Here is a 14,899-nt window from a genome sequence, read left to right as displayed (position 1 = left end):
CCCGGATGCGGCCCGGGCCGCTACGGGGTCGTTCGGCGTTACCGGTTCCTGCGCCGCACCATCACCACCGTCACAATCACACCCACCACAATCAGCACGACCACACCCACACCGACCCCGACGATCACGGGCAGGAAAGCACCGATCCCGTCCTGCGAGGGCTGATCCGTGCGCGGCGGCGACGCCAACGCGGCCGCCGCCTCATCGATCTGCTCCTGCGTCGGCCCAACACCCTTGTTCAAGAGCGGGTTAACGTCTTCGTACTGTGTCGGATCCGTGCTCAACGTGTGCCCGAGCGACGCAACGCCGTATCCGTACCCTCCGGTGTCGCTGTACTGCACTTCGTGATCCTCGGCACCCGTATTGCGGACCAGCGACTGAATCAACTGATTACCGGTCGCATCCGGGTACTTCTGCTTCGCCGCAGCGAGGATCCCCGCCACCAGCGGCGTCGCCAACGACGTTCCCGTCGCGCGCCCCGAGACATCCCACGAGCCCGGATCGGAGCCGTCGCCGATCGTCGCGATGTTGACGCCCGGCGCCACCACCGTCGTGTTGGTCACGGCGTTCTCGACACCCAGCGCGGAGATCGGAAGCTTCCGATCGGAACCGACGGCACTGACACCGACGACGGTGTTCAAGTTGGCTGGATAGCCGCCCTCCTTGAACACATCGTTCGGGTTTCCTGCGACCACGGGCACCTTCTTGGCCGCGGCCTCCGCGAGGACGAGATCGTCCGGAATACCGCCGTCGTCGGTCACCATCGACACGGAGACGATGTCGGCACCGTCCTCGACGGCGCGCTTCACCGTCCACATGATCGGCGTGATCTTCGACTCCGCGACCTCCGGTATCGGATCGCAGCCCGCCGTCGCGCCGACCCCGTAGAACGTCACCGACGCATCAGGGACAATCCCTTTCGTCCCGGCCACCCCCGTACCGTTGCCGATCAGCATCGCCGTCACCGTCGACCCGTGCTGAGCCCCCGCGCTCGCCACCGACGACGACGGATCCTTGCCCACACACGACGACCCCTCAGCGACGGTCAGATCCGCGCCCTGAAAGTCGGGAAGGTCCGGATTGATCTGCGTGTCGACGACCGCGATTTTCACGCCCTTGCCCGTCCACCCCTCCGCATGCACATCCGCCACGCCGTACGCGTCGTACCACCACTGCCCGTCATCCGCAGCGGACGCGGATGTTGTGGTAATCATCGCGGCACCGACAACAAGTAGCGCGGTCGCGAAGTAGCCGCGAAGCGTTCGAGTTCTCAACTCTTCTCCCCCCGGAAGCGATATCGGGGAGCGAACGCGCGCGTTCACTCCCCGATACCAAGATCGACCCGCGTCTCGCGGGCTCGCGCTGTCGTCAGCGCTGGAACAGCTTCGCCGAGTTGCGGTCGGTCGTGACGTAGTCCTCGGCGATCGACTCGGTCGCCGAGGCGATGCGGGCGAGCACCGTCTTCATGTGCTCGAACTCCATCGACCACGCTCGCTGCGCGTTGTCGTAGGCCACGCGGGCCGCGCCGTCCCAGCTGCCGCGGAGGCGGTTCGCCTCTTGCTCGAGCGCACGCAGCGCACCCTCGATGCGCTGCGACTCGCGCCGCAACTCACCAGCGGATGCGGTCAGTGCCGCCGGAGTGATGCTCAGATCGCCCATCTCACGCGCCTCCCATCATTGCGCCCAGACCGCCGATGGTGGACTGGTGCTGTTCCTCCAGAGCGTTCTGCGAACGCTCTGTCGAACGCAACGCCTCCTCCAGGTGGACCAGCGTCTGGTTGATCTTCTGCGCCCCCGCCGTCCACGTCTGCATCATCTGCGCGTACGACTGCGAAGCCTCCCCCTGCCAGATCGACTGGATCTGGTCGAGCTCAGCGATCACGCGCCGGGTGCTGTCGGCGATGTCGAGGTAGGTCGCAGAGACCGCCTCGGCACCGCGCAGCAGCGCTCCCTCTTCTGCGGAGATCTTCTCGCTCATGTGTCAGTCCCTTCCCCCTGCGCCCGCACCCTCGGAACGAGGACCGAACTCTGCATCGTCTTCGATCGACGGCGCGATCGGCCCGCCGAGACCGCGACCCTTCTTGTCGCTACGGCCTCCGCCGCCAGCGCCCGCACCGGCCCCACCCCCGCCCATCATGCCCGTGGCACCGCGCGAGCCGCCCGCGGCTTCACCCGCAGCCCCTGCACCAGCACCGACGCCACCGGCACCGCCCTTGCCGAGCAGTCCACCACCGGCGCCGCCTCCGGCGTTGGCGGTGAGACCACCGCCAAGGCCGCCGGCACCGCCGCGCGCGGCAAGACCTGCGCCGCCGAGACCACCGGCACCGCGAAGCCCACCGAGACCACCGGCCGCGGCCGCCTTACCCAGACCGCCGAGTGCGGCAGCGCCACCGGCGCCCGCCATGAATCCACTGGAGAGACCACCGGATCCCATCCCGCCCGAACCGCTGCCTCCGAGTCCTCCGGACCCCCCACCGGGCATCGTGCCGAGCCCACCGCCGGGGTAGTTGCCCACGCCTCCGTCGACCGGGCCGTCCGGGTGCACGATGACACCGGGAGCCGGCAGAGCGTTGTAGATCGGCGGGCGCGCCGTGCCGTTGGGGCCGCTCCCGTCGGGGTCGTTCGGCACGAAACGCGGGTCGCCACCGTCCGGACCCGGCATGATCACACCGCCCTGGCCCGGCGGGACCCCGATCGGGGTGTTGTAATCCGGATAGTTCTGGAAGCTCGGCTTTGACGGCCCACCCGTGTCGATGTTCGTGTCGCGCAACTCGTCGGGAATGTTCGGAATGCTGCCATAAACATTCTCCATGGGCGGCAGTTCTGGGAACGCGCCGGAGTCCTGATCGAGAGCGTTGCTGACGGCTTCCACTCCAGCCCTCGCCTGGGCCTCTCGCTGCGAGCCGAGGAACCAGTTGGCCGCCGCGATTGCGCCCTCTCCAGCGATGACAGAAAAGCCGGGGAAGACGATGGTCGCGCCCGCCGCGGCAGTGCGGATGGTCTGCTGCGCCTCGGCACTCAGCGACCCGGAGTCGAGGGCGTCAAGGTATCGCTGCGCCTCTTGCCTGCGGGTGTTTGCCGCGTTGATGGCTCGGGGAAGATCCTGCTCGACGTAACGTCGAAGATCCTCGATGTCCGATTTCGCCTTCTGCATCTGATCGACCGCGTCACGTTCCGTCTGACCAGTGAACCCGGTCTCGCTCGCAACGCGGTTCATCAACGTGGTCAGAGAAGACAACGCGGGCGCGACTGCCGAGAGATTCGGCATCTGCCACTCCGGGCCCTCTGCGAGATTGCGGAGCCGCTGCTCCCATTCGCTCATGACTGCCCCTTTCGCTGGGTGCGACTACTTCTTCGAACGAGCACGACGGTCACGATGACCCCCGCGATGATCAAAACGCCAATGCCAACTCCGACCCCGATGATCACGGGCAGGAAAGCACCGATCCCGTCCGGCGAGGGCTGATCCGTTGCTGGCGGCGACGCCAACGCGGCAGTCGCCTCATCGATCTGCTCCTGCGTCGGACCAACACCCTTGTTCAGCAGCGGGTTGACGTCTTCGTACTGTGTCGGATCCTTGCTCAGCGTGTGACGCAGCGAAGCGACGCCGTACCCGTACCCGCCGGTGTCGCTGTACTGCACTTCGTGATCCTCGGCACCCGTGTTGCGGGTCAACGACTGAATCAACTGATTGCCCGTCGCATCGGGGTACTTCTGCTTCGCTGCCGCGAGAATCCCCGCCACCAACGGCGTCGCCAACGACGTTCCCGTCGCACGACCCGACACATCCCACGAACCCGGGTCGGAGCCGTCGCCGATCGTCGCGATGTTGACACCCGGAGCCACGACCGTCGTCCCCGCCACGGCGTTCTCGACCCCGAGTGCAGCAATAGGTAGCTTCTGGTCCGAGTCGACTGCGCTCACACCGATGACAGAGTTCAGCGCTGCCGGGAAGGCGCCCTCCTTGAACACATCATTCGGGTTACCCGCAACCACCGGCACCTTCCTGGCCACGGCCTCCGCGAGAACACGGTCATCGGGAATATTGCCATCACCGGTGACCATCGACACCGAGACGATATCCGCGCCATCGTCGAGCGCGCGTTTCACCATCCACATGATCGGCGTGATCTTCGATTCCGCGACCTCAGGCAGCGGGTCACAGTCCGCGGTCGCGCCCACACCGTAGAACGTCACCGACGCGTCAGGAACGATGCCCTTCGTCTGCGCGACGCCCGTCCCGTTGCCGATCAGCATCGCGGTCACCGTCGACCCGTGTTGCGCGCCGGCGCTCGCCACCGACGAGGTCGGGTCCTTCCCCAGACACGCCGACCCCTCAGCAACGGTCAGATCCGCGCCCTGGAAGTCCGGCAGGTCAGGGTTGATCTGCGTGTCGACGACCGCGATCTTCACGCCCTTACCGGTCCAACCCTCAGCATGCACATCCGCAACGCCGTACGCCTGATACCACCACTGGCCGTCGTCATCGACCGCGGCCGCCGCGGGCGTGCAAACGCCGAAGACAGCCAGGCCGACACACGACATCGCAAGAAGGCCATGGATAAGTGGGCGAAGTCGGGCTCGCCGATCGAGGTGGTTCACCAGGCTTTGGACTTCGAGGCGGGGGCCGGGGCGGAAGACTGCTGCGCTGAGGCATCTGCGATGGATGCATCGATGAAGGCCGAGGCTCGTCGTGCAGCCAGCGAGTTGTCGCCGTCGGTGTTCTGGAGAGCGTCAGCCGCCTTCTGGAGAGCCTGCGCATTTGTATCGACATACATCCGGACCACCTCAGTCTTCAAGCCGATCCGTGTCGCCAGCGCGTGAAGGCTCCTGAAGTACGTCTGCTGCGCATCCTCCTGGTTGGCTCCCTCCACCTGGGCAACCTGTGCGCGCTCAGGGATCGCGGACGCCTGCTCCTGGAGACGGACGATGTTCTGCGCGAGTTGCGCGAGGTCCAACGCGATCTGACTGATGGAGCTCATGGTGTTCCCCCGGTAAGTCTGTATGTGAAAGTCGGATGCGGGCCGGCGCGGTTTGTCACCGGCCGACCCGCAACACGAGATGCGTCAGAGCGCGAAGCGCCCGGCGGCCGAACGGTCGGTCGAGACGTAGCCCTGCGAGATCTCTTCGGTCTTCGCCGCGATCTGCTCGAGGAGCGTGTTGAGGGCGATCAGCGACTGGTTCCACTTGCGCTGAGCGTCGTCGTAGGCGTTCTGCGCCTCACCATTCCAGGAAGCGCGGAGCTTGCCGACCTCGGACTCAAGGGTCTCGAGCTGAGACTTGATCCCGTTGGCGCCGCCGCGGATCTGCTGCGAGAGCGCGATGACCTGCTCGGGACGGACGGACATGGACTGCATGGAAGTTTCCTTTCCGAAAGCCTGCGCCGAAGCGTCAGGCGCCCATCATCGAGTTGAGACCGGAGATCGTCTGCTGGTGCGACTCCTCCGAGGCGGCCTGGTCGCGCTCCGTGCCCGACAGGGCCTCCTCGAGCGTCACCAGCACCTCGTTGAGCTTGGTGGTCTCCTGGTTCCACCGCGCCATGAGCTGTGTGTAAGCGCCGGCTGCGGCGCCCGTCCAGAATCCAGAGACCTGCTCGATCTCGGAACGGACCTTCTTGACCTGCTGGTCGACACCGGCCTTGGCCGTGTTGACTGCCTGGGCGCCGCGCTTGAGAGCACCCTCTTCAGCGGAGATCACATCTGCCACGACTTCCCCCTCATCCCTCATCATCGGCGTTCCCGCCAGCCGGCCGCTCTTCGCGAGGTGAAGGGCGTAGGAAACCGACCGATCTAAAGCTAGGGAGGTATTCGAGGGGTGGGCAAGCTCTCCACAGGGCATTGCCATGAGACTTCTCTCACGTTATAACCCACCGGCGCTGTGCCGTCCAGCAACCGTGCCCCGCGCGCACGGGACCATAGAATGGCGGCGCGCGAGGACAGCGCATCTTGTCGCCCGAGCCGGAGGGGGAGCCCGCACCGTGGCCCAGACGATCAGCGCGCCGCGCGCGCTACTTCGGATCTCCGTACAGAGCGAGGGGCGCCGACTCGACATCGGCGTGCCTGCGCATGTGCCGCTCATCGAGTTCATGCCCGGCTTCGCCCGGAGCCTCGGCGTGCTCGATCCGACCATGACGTATGCGGGCTACGCGCTGCAGAAGGCTGACGGCACGGTGCTGGATGCGGCGCAGGGCGCGGCGTCACAAGGAGTGTCCGATGGCGACGTCCTCACGCTGGCTCGTGGCGGGCTCATCGCACAGCCGCGGGTGTACGACGACATCGTCGAAGCGGTCATCGATGCCACCGGACAGCAGAACCGGCCGTGGACAGCACGGGACAACGCCCGCACGGCTCTGGCGGTCAGCCTCACCCTCCTCGGACTCTGTGCACTTCTCCTTCTGGCGGCGGGTCCCTCGCTGGGGCTCGGTGCGCTCATCGCCGGCGGCGGAGCCGTCATTCTCGCCACCGTCGCCGCCGTCGTGGCCCGGCTCGGGCAGCTGGAGGCGGGCCAGGGACTCGGAATCGCCGCATCCGTCTTCGCCGCCCTCTCGGGATACCTCGCCGTGCCGCCGTCGCTGGACCTGTGGGGCTGGCCGCTGGCCGCCGCCGGCCTCGGGATGCTCGTCGTGGGAGGCGCCGCGCTCGCGCTCATGCCCGACCGCGCCGAGGTGCAACTCGTCCCCGTGGCGTTGGGCGGAGTGATCGCCATCGCGGCCGCCATCACGGCGCTGCTCCCGGAGGGGACGGTCGCACCCTACGCACTCATGATCGGAATCGTCGGCACGCTCTCCGGCACGCTGCCGTGGCTCGTCCTCAGCTCGACGCGTCTCCGCGTCATCTCACCGCAGAGCGACGCGGACATGTTCGCCGACCCGCAGCCGATCGACGCCGCCGACGTACGGGCACGCACGGCGCGCGGTCAGCGCACCCTCGTCGCCCTGCGCGTCGCGCTCGGCGTCGCCGTGCTCGCCGCCACTCCGCTCGTCGCCTCCGACGGCGTCGTCGGCGCGATCCTGTGCACCCTCGCCTTCCTCGGCATGATGTTCCCCTCCCGCCAGACCTATGCCCGCTCGGGCGTGCTCGCCATCATGGCCGTCGGCACGGCAGGACTCGCCGCATCCGGCCTGACGATCTCGCTCACCCAACCTGGACTGCGCACGGCGCTGCTCATCGCGCTCGGCGTCGCCGCAGCGATCGTGGTCACCGTCACCCTCCTCTCCCCCAAGGCGCGCACGCGTCTCGCGCGGGTGTCCGACACGGTCGAGCTCGTGCTCCTCGCGCTCCTGCTGCCGTTGGGCGTCATCGCGGCGGGTCTGGCCTGATCGATGGCGACCAAGAACGACCTCATCGAGGCACAGACCTTCTCGCGCCGCCGCCTGCTCACGGCCTTCGTCAGCGGCGCGCCGGGCGGCAAGGAACTCGAGCCCACCGCACCGCTTCGCGCGGTCATCGCCGCCATCGCGCTTACGGTCGGCGTGGTCCTGGTCGGCGTGTTCTACGGACTCATCCGACCGGGGCTGCCGAACGGCTGGGACAACGGCAAGCTCATCATCGTCAAGGACACCGGGTCCCGCTTCATCACCCAGGACGGTGTCCTGTATCCGGTCATCAACACGGCCAGCGCTCGCCTCCTGCTCCCCTCCAGCGACTTCCAGGTGATCGACACCGATCAGCAGAACCTCGAGGGTGTCCGTCTCGGGCCCACGCTCGGCATCGTCGGCGCACCCGACGAGATTCCCACTCCCGCCGGTCTGACCAACAGCGGCTGGGGCGCCTGCGTCACCGACGACGCCGCACTGGACGTGCGCATCGGTGGCGCTGCTCCTCAGGAGGCGAGCGGGCGAGCCGTCGTCGTCGACGCCGCCGGTTCGCGCTACGTGATCTCCGACGGACTGCGCTTCGCGGTTTCGAAGAACGACGGCGACGCCGTGCTGCGCGCCGCCGGTATCGGCACGCTCAACCCGGTGAAGGTGCCGGTCGACTGGCTGAACCTGTTCACGCCGGGCGCGGACCTCGCCCCCTGCGCGTATCGAACGCGGGCGCCGCTGTGCAAGGGACATCACTGCGGGTCGGTGACGTCGTGCACGCCGCGGGGGAGCCCGAAGACAGGCGCTCTCTCGTGCAATCGGACGGCACCCTCGCCGAGCTCACACCGCTCGCTTGGCAGCTCTACCAGCTCGGCGGCCAGACCTCGCAGGTGCGCGAGGTCACACAGGCCGAGACGGGCAGCCTTCCTTCCGCCGACAAGCGCGCCGGCGGAGCGGACTGGCCCACGCAGAGCTTCACCTCCATCGGCACAGACGACCGCCCCTGCGCCGCGCTCGTCGGCGACAACGCCGAGACCCGCACCGTGCTGGCCACTCAGCCGCGCTCGGACAACGTCACCGCCCAGGTGCGCGTCACCGCTGGTGCCGGAGCCCTGGTGCGCTCGGGGGGCCGCGGCGATCAGAACACCGCGCTGGTGACGCTGGTCGACGCCACGGGAACCTCTTACGCGCTGCCCGGCGCCACGGAGGAGACCATCGCACGACTCGGCTTCACCCCCGACGACATCGGCACGGCCGCAGACGTGTGGATCGATCTGCTGCGCACCGGTCCGGCATTGACCGAGAAGGCGGCCGGCCTGTCGACGGACGGATCCCGCCCCCTGCCCACACCCACGGCGGGAAGCTGATCGCGTGCGTTCCGCACACACGAAGAGTCCGCCGCCGCTCCGACGCGTCGCAGCGGCGATCTCCGCGGCGACCCTGGCGGGCGTGCTGCTGGGCGCCGTTCCCGTGCACGTGCCTGCCGCATCCGCGCAGTCGTCGCAGGGCTGCAATGCCGCGACACGCATCGGAGCAGCACCCCCGGCGCTCTCGATGCTGCAGAGCGATCTGGCGTGGACGATCACCAGGGGCGCGGGCGTCACCGTCGCGGTCGTGGATTCCGGCGTCCTGGCGATCAACCCCCATCTCGTTGACGCGTTCGCGGGCGGAGTGAATCTCGTCGGCGACGGTCAGGCACCCGACGGGTCGACCGACGTATACGGTCACGGCACGGCCATCGCCGGTCAGATCGCCGCGCGCAAGCTCGACGCCTCGGGTGTCGAAGGCCTCGCCCCGGAGGCGAAGATCCTCTCGGTGCGGGTCTTCGCCAGCGACGACAAGCAAACGGTCGAGGCGGGCTTCGGGCCGCAGATCGGCAAGCTGGCCGCCGGCATCCGCTGGGCGGCCGACGCCGGGGCGCAGATCATCAACGTGTCGATGAGCACGACCGACGACGTGCCGGAAGTCGCGGATGCGGTCGCCTACGCGACCTCTCGGGGCAGTCTCGTGATCGGCAGCTCGGGCAACCGCAACAACGTGCTCTCCTTCGTTCAGAGTGACGCCGATGTTCCGCGCTATCCCGCGAACTATCCCGGGGTGCTGGGCGTTTCCGCCACGGATCTGCAGGGCGTCGTCACCGACGACAGTATCCACGGCTCGCACGTGGCCATCGCCGCTCCCGGACAGAGCATCATCACGACGTCACAGCTCGGCGGCGACTGCGTGTACGCCGACGGCGCCCCGGCCACCAGCTACTCCGCGGGATACGTCTCAGCGGCGGCGGCGCTCGTGGCGGCGGCGCACCCCGATGAGACCCCCGCCGAGTGGGCCTACCGTCTCACCGCGACGGCCGTGCGCAGCGACCCTGACACCCGCGACGACCGGGCGGGCTGGGGTGTCGTGCAGCCGTACGACGCCATCGTGATGCAGCCGGGACCGGGACTTCGAGGTCCTGCGAGCCCGTTCCCCGGAAGCGAGTCCGCCGCGCCTGAGCAACCTGCCGCCGATCCCGTCGTCGTGGCGCACAAGCCCGCGCCCGACGAGGAAGCCATCCTCTTCGGCACCACGGCCGCCGTCGGGGCACTCATCGCGATCGGCGGCGCCGGGGCACTCGGGGTGTTCGTCTCACGGCGCAGACAGGCGGCGACATCCGCGCAGCCTGCGCGACGCGGGGGCGGGCTCTACCGCGACGACGTACCGCGCGACTGAGAACCGGTCAGCTCGCTCGGCGAAGCTGCACCACCGCGTCGCCGAGCACGAAGCGATCGGTCACCGGGGCCGATCCCCCCGCCGCGACGGCCTGCTCGGCGCCGGAGGCGTCCAGCAGGCTGACGCCGTTCGTGGACCCGAGGTCGGTGATCGTCCACGCCGCGCCGTCCCAGACGAGACGCGCGTGCTCCTTCGAGACCGTGCGGGCTTCATCCGTGACCGCCACGTACTGCACGCCGCTCTCGGTCGCGCGGGGATTGCGTCCGAGCACGAGCGCTGCTGCGGCGATGGAGACGATCTCACCGGACGGCAGCGCGAGAGACCATCCGATGGGTGCAGGCGTCTCCTCCGCGCCGCGTCGGGCTCGCCGGGTGAGAGGTGCGGGCTCCGGCTCGACCGCTCCCGAGCGCAGAACCGGTGCGGGCTGCGCGGGCGACGGCGTGATCTGCGGCGGGACGACCGGAGTCGGCGGCACCGCAGCGGCGGGTGCGGGCGGCGGCACCGCTGCGGCGGCGGGCGCGGGGGCCGAGGGCGCCGCCACGGGCGGCACCGCTGCAGCGGGAGCCGCGGGAACTCCCGGGCTCGCTCCGCGGCGTACGGGGCCGTATCCGCCCGCGGCCGGCGGCGGGGGTGCGACAGCGGGGACCACGGGGGCTGCCGCCGGGGCCATCGGAGCGGGAGCGACCGGCGGCACAGGCGGGGCGACGACCGCATCGGGGATGCCGGGCGGGCGCTGTGCCGGCGGGGCGACGGCGAACACGGGTGCGGGTCGGCCGGGCGCGACCGCGGGCTGCTGGGGTGCGACAGGAGCGCGACCGCCGGAGAGCACCGCGGCCCACACCGGCGGCAGCAGCACCCCGAGCACGGTCGTTCCCGCGCCGCGGCCCGCCTCGCTGTTGATCCGGTGCACGGCCATGATCTTCAGGATCAGTGCGTAGACGTTCACGAAGGGCACGAGCAGCAGCGCGGCCTTCACGGGATCGACATTGCCGAGCCGGAAGAGCTCCGCCTCGTTCATGATCGGCACCCAGGCACGCCACGGTTCGGTCTCGCGCTCCTGGAGAACCCGAGAGAGTCCGATGGCGTACCAGACGTGCCAACCGGCGGCGAAGATGCCGCCGAGCACGGCGACGACGATCACGACGGTCAGTACGACCGAGCTGTCATCCACGGATACTCCGTCTCCCCTCGGGCCGCACGCAGGAGGGCCCTCGTTCCACGCTACCGGCCCGCATCCGACGGACGCAGCCCCTTGCCTTCCACCAACGGAGCGACCACGAGTTCATGACCTCTCCCGACCAACGCCGCTGCCCCGCGGTCGAGGGCATCGGCCGTGTAGGGCACCGCGATCACGCTTCCGTGCGCGAGGCGATCGAGCATGATCAGGATGCGGGTGCGCCCGGCATCCGGCTCAGCCGTCATCGTCGCGCGCGCCTCGAAACCCCACGACCGCATCCGCGAGATGAGTTCGACGCCGACCAGATTCGAGGCGATGAACCGCAGTGCCGAGCCGGCCTTCAATCGGCGCAACGACGGCGCGGATTCGGTCACGCGGTATTTCGCGTCAGCCAATGCCCTCGTGAAGGCGTCGAGCGCGACGGATGCGGGCGCCGTCGTGGACACGATCCAGGTCGGCTTGATGAAGGGGCCGCCCCCGGTCGGGAAGTGGCGCCCCGCGTCCGCTCCCATGCGCCCGCTCCGATGTCGGCTGACCTCAGGCGCCCCGCAGACGCTCCGCCAGATAGCCGTGCAACGTCTCCAACGGCACGCGCTCCTGCGTCATGGTGTCGCGGTCGCGCACCGTGACGGCATCGTCTTCGAGCGAGTCGAAGTCGACGGTGACACAGAACGGTGTACCGATCTCGTCCTGGCGACGGTAGCGGCGTCCGATGGCGCCGGCGTCGTCGAAATCGACGTTCCAGCGTCCGCGCAGTTCATCCGCCACACGACGAGCGAGGGGCGAGAGGTTCTCGTTGCGACTCAGCGGCAGCACCGCGACCTTGACGGGCGCGAGGCGCGGGTCGAGCTTGAGCACCGTGCGGGTGTCGACGCCGCCCTTCGCGTTCGGCACCTCCTCTTCGCGGTAGGCGTCGACGAGGAAGGCCATCATCGCGCGCGTCAGGCCGAACGAAGGCTCGATGACGTACGGCGTGTAAGTCGTGTTCGACGACTGGTCGAAGTACGCGAGCTTCGTACCCGACGCCTCGGCGTGGCTCGACAGGTCGTAGTCGGTGCGGTTGGCGACGCCCATGAGCTCGCCCCACTCCTTGCCCTGGAAGCCGAAGCGGTACTCGACGTCGATCGTGCCGGCGGAGTAGTGCGCGCGGTCTTCCTCGGGCACATCTAGCCGACGCATGTTGTCGGCGTCGATGCCGAGATCGATGAACCAGTTCCAGCAGGCCTCGACCCAGTGCTCGAACCACTCGTTCGCCTCGGCCGGCGGCGTGAAGTACTCGATCTCCATCTGCTCGAACTCGCGCGTGCGGAAGATGAAGTTCCCGGGGGTGATCTCGTTGCGGAACGCCTTGCCGACCTGACCGACACCGAACGGCGGCTTCTTGCGGCTCGCAGTGAGCACGTTCGAGAAGTTGATGAAGATCCCCTGCGCGGTCTCGGGGCGAAGGAAGTACAGCCCGGACTCGTCGTCGACAACGCCGAGGTAGGTCTTCACGAGACCCGAGAAGGCCTTGGGCTCGGTGTACTGGCCTTTCGTGCCGCAGTTCGGGCACGGGATGTCGGCCAGGCCGTTCTCGGCCGGGCGACCCTTGCGGGCCTCGAAGTCCTCGATGAGATTGTCGGCGCGGAATCGCTTGTGACAGTGCAGGCACTCCACCAGCGGGTCGGTGAAGGTCGCGACGTGACCGGATGCCTCCCACACACGCTTGGGCAGGATGATCGACGAGTCGAGACCCACCATGTCGCCGCGGCCGCGGACGAAGGTCTGCCACCACTCGCGGCGGATGTTCTCCTTGAGCTCCGTGCCGAGGGGGCCGTAGTCCCAGGCGGAACGCGATCCGCCGTAGATCTCGCCCGCCTGGAAGACGAACCCGCGATGGCGGGCAAGGGCGATGACTTTTTCGAGACGGGACTGCTCGGCCACGGTGGCTCCAATGGTCGCTGTGCGAAGGGCGCGCGGGCGCATCGAAGATGCAGCGCGGGATCATCCGATTCTATCCGCGCCAGTCCCGCAGTCCGCCGCGCGTTCTGCGGGGGTCAGCCGGCGGGCGCCGCCGCACACGCGGCGGCGATCCGAGCCGCCACGACACCCTCCGGATCAGCCAGCGGCGTCACCGCGACACCGATGGCGGCGCCGAGGGCGAAACCGATCGTCGCTGTGGGGTCCTCGCTCGCGCCGCTCGCCGACGGCGAGGGAGTGGGCAGCGGCGCCGCATCCGCTCCGGCGGGCGTGTTCGCGTCCGCCTCGCAACGGATCTGCGGCAGCGACACCACGATCTCGGCGCTCTGCCCCGCTTCGACCTCAATGCTTCCCGAGCCGACTTTGCGACCGATGCCGGCGAATCCCGGAGCGTCGATGCGGATGCGGGTGAGCGCGAGGTTCTCGTCGGTCGTGTTCTCGACCCACAGTCGGACCTCGTCGGCACTCTGGGCAGGCGTCGCGGGCAGGAGGGTCGCCGTGATGCCCGAGGGAAGCGCGGTTGCGCTGGGCGCCGGACGAGGTTGCGCGCCGCATCCGGCCAACGCGAGAGCCGCGATCAGCAGCGTTGCTGCGGTCGCTCCGGTGCGCGCCGCCCCACGGCGCGCGGGCCTCGCAGACGCGGCATCTCCCCCATTCGGCATACCAGCACTGTATCCGGGGGGTGCCTATGGCTTCCCTGAGGGCTCAGCTCCTTGCGGCGGCTTTCGCGGCTCGCTTCGTCTCACGGACCTTGGTGAGGGACTCGGGACTCGTGATGTCGGCGACCGACCGGAACGAGCCTTCCTCGCCGTACGGAGCGGATGCCTCGCGCCATCCGGCGCCGGTGAACCCGCACTGCTTGCCCAACAGCGCGAGGAAGATCTTCGCCTTCTGTTCCCCGAAGCCCGGAAGGGCCTTGAGCCGCTTCAGCACCTCGCGGCCGTCGGGGTCACCCTCGGTCCAGATCGCCGCCGCATCGCCGTGCCACCGGTCGGCGATCTCGGTGCTGAGCTTCTGGACCCGCTCCGCCATCGATCCGGGGAAGCGGTGCACGGCGGGGGTCTGCCCGAACGCCGCGGCGAACGCCTCGGGCTCGTACGCCGCGAGCGCCGCAGGGTCGAGGGTCCCGACCCGGTCGAGGATCTTGAGCGGGCCGGCGAAGGCGGTCTCCATCGCGACCTGCTGGTCGAGCAGCATCCCGATCAGCAGGGCGAACGGGTCTCGCGTCAGCAGTGCGTCGGCGTTCTCGTCGGCGGTGATGTGCAGGTCGGTGCTCATGCGTCTCCTTCGTGATCGCGGACAGGTACGGGCGTGCGGAAACGATCCGGGCGGTTCTTCTGCGGCCGGCGCCGATTCTGGGCGAGGGGCCGCAGCGCGCCCTCGAAGTAGGCGATCGCCGCCAGGGCATCCACGTGCCCATGCGTGATGTTCCGCCCCACCACGGGAAGCGGGTAGCGGGGGTTCTCGTAGACCGCGGCGATCCGCAGGATGGCAGCGTGATCGTCGGCGCTCATCGCCAGGGCGCGTTCGGCGAGCTCGTCCTCGCCGAAGTCCCAGAGGCACCCCGCGATCAGCGTGACCGGGGCGCTCACCCGGAAGTTCACCCGACCCTTCATGGCCTCGCGGACATCCGGCGCCCTGGCGGCGGGCGGTTCGGCGCTCATGCCTCCATGGTGCCAGTCCCCGGACCGCAGCGGCAGGGACGGGCGGGTCAGATGCGCGGGCGGGTACCGGGGCGCTGCGCGTGCACC

The 14,899-nt window shown here is 69.0% G+C and carries 17 protein-coding genes and 1 pseudogene; 4 read left to right on the top strand and 14 right to left on the bottom strand.

Annotation, left to right across the window (positions count from 1 at the left end):
* Positions 1-38: 38 nt before the first annotated feature.
* The 8 genes from ACYVJS_RS09185 to ACYVJS_RS09150 form a co-directional block, all read right to left on the bottom strand.
* Positions 39-1,322, bottom strand: a complete 1,284-nt coding sequence (locus ACYVJS_RS09185; protein WP_460739641.1) for a S8 family peptidase — start codon at positions 1,320-1,322, stop codon at positions 39-41.
* A gap of 46 nt (positions 1,323-1,368) precedes the next feature.
* Positions 1,369-1,659: a WXG100 family type VII secretion target gene (locus ACYVJS_RS09180; RefSeq protein ID WP_460739640.1), complete on the bottom strand. Its 291-nt coding sequence runs from the start codon at positions 1,657-1,659 to the stop codon at positions 1,369-1,371.
* A 1-nt stretch (position 1,660) separates the two neighbouring features.
* Positions 1,661-1,978 (bottom strand): WXG100 family type VII secretion target, encoded by a 318-nt coding sequence (locus tag ACYVJS_RS09175; RefSeq protein ID WP_137418809.1) that lies wholly within the window; start codon positions 1,976-1,978, stop codon positions 1,661-1,663.
* 3 nt (positions 1,979-1,981) lie between these two features.
* Positions 1,982-3,322, bottom strand: coding sequence for a hypothetical protein (locus tag ACYVJS_RS09170; RefSeq protein ID WP_460739639.1), 1,341 nt, complete (start codon positions 3,320-3,322; stop codon positions 1,982-1,984).
* Entirely contained in the window at positions 3,319-4,545 is a 1,227-nt protein-coding gene (locus ACYVJS_RS09165) for a S8 family peptidase (RefSeq protein ID WP_460739638.1), read from the bottom strand. The genes ACYVJS_RS09170 and ACYVJS_RS09165 overlap by 4 nt, the downstream gene beginning before the upstream one ends.
* Before the next feature lie 53 nt (positions 4,546-4,598).
* Positions 4,599-4,982 carry a hypothetical protein gene (locus ACYVJS_RS09160; protein WP_460739637.1) on the bottom strand — a complete coding sequence of 128 codons (384 nt, stop codon included), beginning with the start codon at positions 4,980-4,982 and terminating at the stop codon, positions 4,599-4,601.
* A gap of 84 nt (positions 4,983-5,066) precedes the next feature.
* Positions 5,067-5,357: a WXG100 family type VII secretion target gene (locus tag ACYVJS_RS09155; protein ID WP_234073807.1), complete on the bottom strand. Its 291-nt coding sequence runs from the start codon at positions 5,355-5,357 to the stop codon at positions 5,067-5,069.
* A 34-nt stretch (positions 5,358-5,391) separates the two neighbouring features.
* Positions 5,392-5,706: a WXG100 family type VII secretion target gene (locus tag ACYVJS_RS09150; protein WP_137418805.1), complete on the bottom strand. Its 315-nt coding sequence runs from the start codon at positions 5,704-5,706 to the stop codon at positions 5,392-5,394.
* A 271-nt stretch (positions 5,707-5,977) separates the two neighbouring features.
* Between ACYVJS_RS09150 and eccD the strand changes: the two genes are divergently transcribed.
* From eccD to ACYVJS_RS09130, 4 genes and pseudogenes are all read left to right on the top strand, one after another.
* Positions 5,978-7,318, top strand: coding sequence for a type VII secretion integral membrane protein EccD (gene eccD, locus ACYVJS_RS09145; RefSeq protein ID WP_460739636.1), 1,341 nt, complete (start codon positions 5,978-5,980; stop codon positions 7,316-7,318).
* A 3-nt stretch (positions 7,319-7,321) separates the two neighbouring features.
* Positions 7,322-8,008: pseudogene (locus ACYVJS_RS09140) on the top strand (type VII secretion protein EccB); the annotation flags it as partial.
* Positions 8,009-8,043: 35 nt separating this feature from the next.
* Entirely contained in the window at positions 8,044-8,670 is a 627-nt protein-coding gene (locus ACYVJS_RS09135) for a type VII secretion protein EccB (RefSeq protein WP_460739886.1), read from the top strand.
* Positions 8,671-8,674: 4 nt separating this feature from the next.
* Positions 8,675-10,012 (top strand): S8 family serine peptidase, encoded by a 1,338-nt coding sequence (locus ACYVJS_RS09130; protein WP_460739635.1) that lies wholly within the window; start codon positions 8,675-8,677, stop codon positions 10,010-10,012.
* A 7-nt stretch (positions 10,013-10,019) separates the two neighbouring features.
* On the opposite strand, the gene ACYVJS_RS09125 is transcribed toward ACYVJS_RS09130, so the two are convergent.
* From ACYVJS_RS09125 to ACYVJS_RS09100, 6 genes are all read right to left on the bottom strand, one after another.
* Positions 10,020-11,183, bottom strand: a complete 1,164-nt coding sequence (locus tag ACYVJS_RS09125; RefSeq protein WP_460739634.1) for an FHA domain-containing protein — start codon at positions 11,181-11,183, stop codon at positions 10,020-10,022.
* Positions 11,184-11,233: 50 nt separating this feature from the next.
* Positions 11,234-11,701: a hypothetical protein gene (locus tag ACYVJS_RS09120; protein WP_460739633.1), complete on the bottom strand. Its 468-nt coding sequence runs from the start codon at positions 11,699-11,701 to the stop codon at positions 11,234-11,236.
* Between the two features lie 25 nt (positions 11,702-11,726).
* Entirely contained in the window at positions 11,727-13,112 is a 1,386-nt protein-coding gene (locus ACYVJS_RS09115) for a glycine--tRNA ligase (protein ID WP_460739632.1), read from the bottom strand.
* A gap of 113 nt (positions 13,113-13,225) precedes the next feature.
* Complete coding sequence (locus tag ACYVJS_RS09110; protein WP_460739631.1) at positions 13,226-13,810, bottom strand: hypothetical protein; 585 nt, start codon at positions 13,808-13,810, stop codon at positions 13,226-13,228.
* A 43-nt stretch (positions 13,811-13,853) separates the two neighbouring features.
* Positions 13,854-14,426: an HhH-GPD-type base excision DNA repair protein gene (locus ACYVJS_RS09105; protein WP_460739630.1), complete on the bottom strand. Its 573-nt coding sequence runs from the start codon at positions 14,424-14,426 to the stop codon at positions 13,854-13,856.
* On the bottom strand, positions 14,423-14,812 hold the full coding sequence (locus ACYVJS_RS09100; RefSeq protein WP_460739629.1) for a hypothetical protein: 390 nt from the start codon (positions 14,810-14,812) through the stop codon (positions 14,423-14,425). Before ACYVJS_RS09100 ends, ACYVJS_RS09105 begins: the two co-directional genes overlap by 4 nt.
* Between the last annotated feature and the right edge of the window lie 87 nt (positions 14,813-14,899).

The sequence above is a fragment of the Microbacterium neimengense genome, from assembly GCF_054782995.1.
This window is presented reverse-complemented; position numbering and strand designations above follow the sequence as displayed.

What these genes read in the sequence shown, in the direction of transcription:
- ACYVJS_RS09180 (WP_460739640.1), bottom strand. Translation starts at nt 1,659, where the DNA reads ATGGGCGATCTGAGCATCACTCCGGCGGCACTGACCGCATCCGCTGGT.
- ACYVJS_RS09175 (WP_137418809.1), bottom strand. Translation starts at nt 1,978, where the DNA reads ATGAGCGAGAAGATCTCCGCAGAAGAGGGAGCGCTGCTGCGCGGTGCC.
- ACYVJS_RS09170 (WP_460739639.1), bottom strand. Translation starts at nt 3,322, where the DNA reads ATGAGCGAATGGGAGCAGCGGCTCCGCAATCTCGCAGAGGGCCCGGAG.
- ACYVJS_RS09165 (WP_460739638.1), bottom strand. Translation starts at nt 4,545, where the DNA reads ATGTCGTGTGTCGGCCTGGCTGTCTTCGGCGTTTGCACGCCCGCGGCG.
- ACYVJS_RS09160 (WP_460739637.1), bottom strand. Translation starts at nt 4,982, where the DNA reads ATGAGCTCCATCAGTCAGATCGCGTTGGACCTCGCGCAACTCGCGCAG.
- ACYVJS_RS09155 (WP_234073807.1), bottom strand. Translation starts at nt 5,357, where the DNA reads ATGCAGTCCATGTCCGTCCGTCCCGAGCAGGTCATCGCGCTCTCGCAG.
- ACYVJS_RS09120 (WP_460739633.1), bottom strand. Translation starts at nt 11,701, where the DNA reads ATGGGAGCGGACGCGGGGCGCCACTTCCCGACCGGGGGCGGCCCCTTC.
- ACYVJS_RS09110 (WP_460739631.1), bottom strand. Translation starts at nt 13,810, where the DNA reads ATGCCGAATGGGGGAGATGCCGCGTCTGCGAGGCCCGCGCGCCGTGGG.
- ACYVJS_RS09105 (WP_460739630.1), bottom strand. Translation starts at nt 14,426, where the DNA reads ATGAGCACCGACCTGCACATCACCGCCGACGAGAACGCCGACGCACTG.
- ACYVJS_RS09100 (WP_460739629.1), bottom strand. Translation starts at nt 14,812, where the DNA reads ATGAGCGCCGAACCGCCCGCCGCCAGGGCGCCGGATGTCCGCGAGGCC.